The organism is Pseudomonas sp. SDO5215_S409 (assembly GCF_054071325.1).
Genome location: NZ_JBSVWN010000142.1, coordinates 1 through 1,280, shown reverse-complemented (window position 1 = coordinate 1,280; position 1,280 = coordinate 1). Strand labels below are relative to the sequence as shown.

Here is a 1,280-nt window from a genome sequence, read left to right as displayed (position 1 = left end):
TTTGGTGCCGGTGATGGACATATACGCTGGCGTAGCCATTGCGGTGCTCCTTGCTTGAAAAATAAGAGTGCCCGGAGGCGAAATTGCCTCGTTGGGTGCAAACCTCCAATCAAGCATCGTGCCAACAAAAAGTTTATCCTTATAAAACAAGACGTTGATAAACATTGCGACGAACCAACCCGCGTTGAAGGGGCCAAAACCCCTAAAAAGTGCGCAAGAAGTTGCGCAGTACTGCGCAACTTCTTGCGCACTCGTCTACAGACCTTGATGCGTAAGGCCTGCATGAATGTATACACAGGGTTATCCACATTTGAGTGCGCAACTTCTTGCGCATAATGGCCACAAGCCACCAACCCGAACGAGGACTAAAAACCTCAACGCCAACGCCCCGGGCTCACCCCAAAGCTTTTCTTGAAATGCCGGGTGAAATGGCTCAAATCGGCAAACCCGCTGGCACTGGCAACCTCGGTGGGGGCAACGCCTTGGCGCAAGGGCTGCAAGGCCAGGTTAAGCCGAAATTGGTTACGCCATGCATGGGGCGCCAACCCCGTCTCACGGCTGAACATCCGCGCGGCATGAAAGGTCGACAACCCCACCTCCCCCGCCAGCTCGCTCAAGGTCAAGGGCTCGGCGAGTTCGGCCATCAGGCGCGCCTTCATCACCCCCACGCGCGCCTTGTCCCTGGGAAGATCGGCGATCAACGGCCGCTGCCCCGCGTGCCGTGTCAGCAGCAATGAAACCGCGTCAAGCAAGGCCTGTTCGGCGCCCAGTCCATCATCGCTGCATTGCAAGGCCCGGTGCGCCACCAGCAAGCGGCGGGTCAGTTCGGCATCGCGCAGGATGTCATCGCGAAACCACGGCATGGGGCACGGGCGATCACTGACGTCGTCCATCACCCGCTGCAAAAATTCGACGGGCAGGTAAAACACCCGATAACGCCAGCCACCGTCGATGGCTGGCGAGCCGGTGTGCACCTCGCCCGGGTTGAGCACCGGTACACAACCTGCGTCAGCCACGTGGCGGCGGCCGCAATAGTCGTAACACTCCGCTCCAGCCTCGATCACCGACACGGTGTAGGTGTCGTGCCAGTGGGCCGCGAAGCGGTGTTGCCGGTAAGTGGCCGTGAGCAGGTCGGCACCCGGCAGTAGCGGCGAGCGCCAGTAGTGCACGGCGTTGGCGGTGGTCATCCAGTGTGTCCTCGGTAAAGGGCCACCGCCGCTGCGCGCTTAAGGATGGTCTGAAGTAGGCCACTATGTTTCGACAGCCGAGCCATAGACGCT

1 protein-coding gene is annotated in these 1,280 nt (G+C 59.8%); it reads right to left on the bottom strand.

Annotated features, from left to right (window positions below):
* Positions 1–374 precede the first annotated feature (374 nt).
* Entirely contained in the window at positions 375–1,187 is an 813-nt protein-coding gene (locus tag ACW9H9_RS28590) for an AraC family transcriptional regulator (RefSeq protein ID WP_457346702.1), read from the bottom strand.
* Positions 1,188–1,280 lie beyond the last annotated feature (93 nt).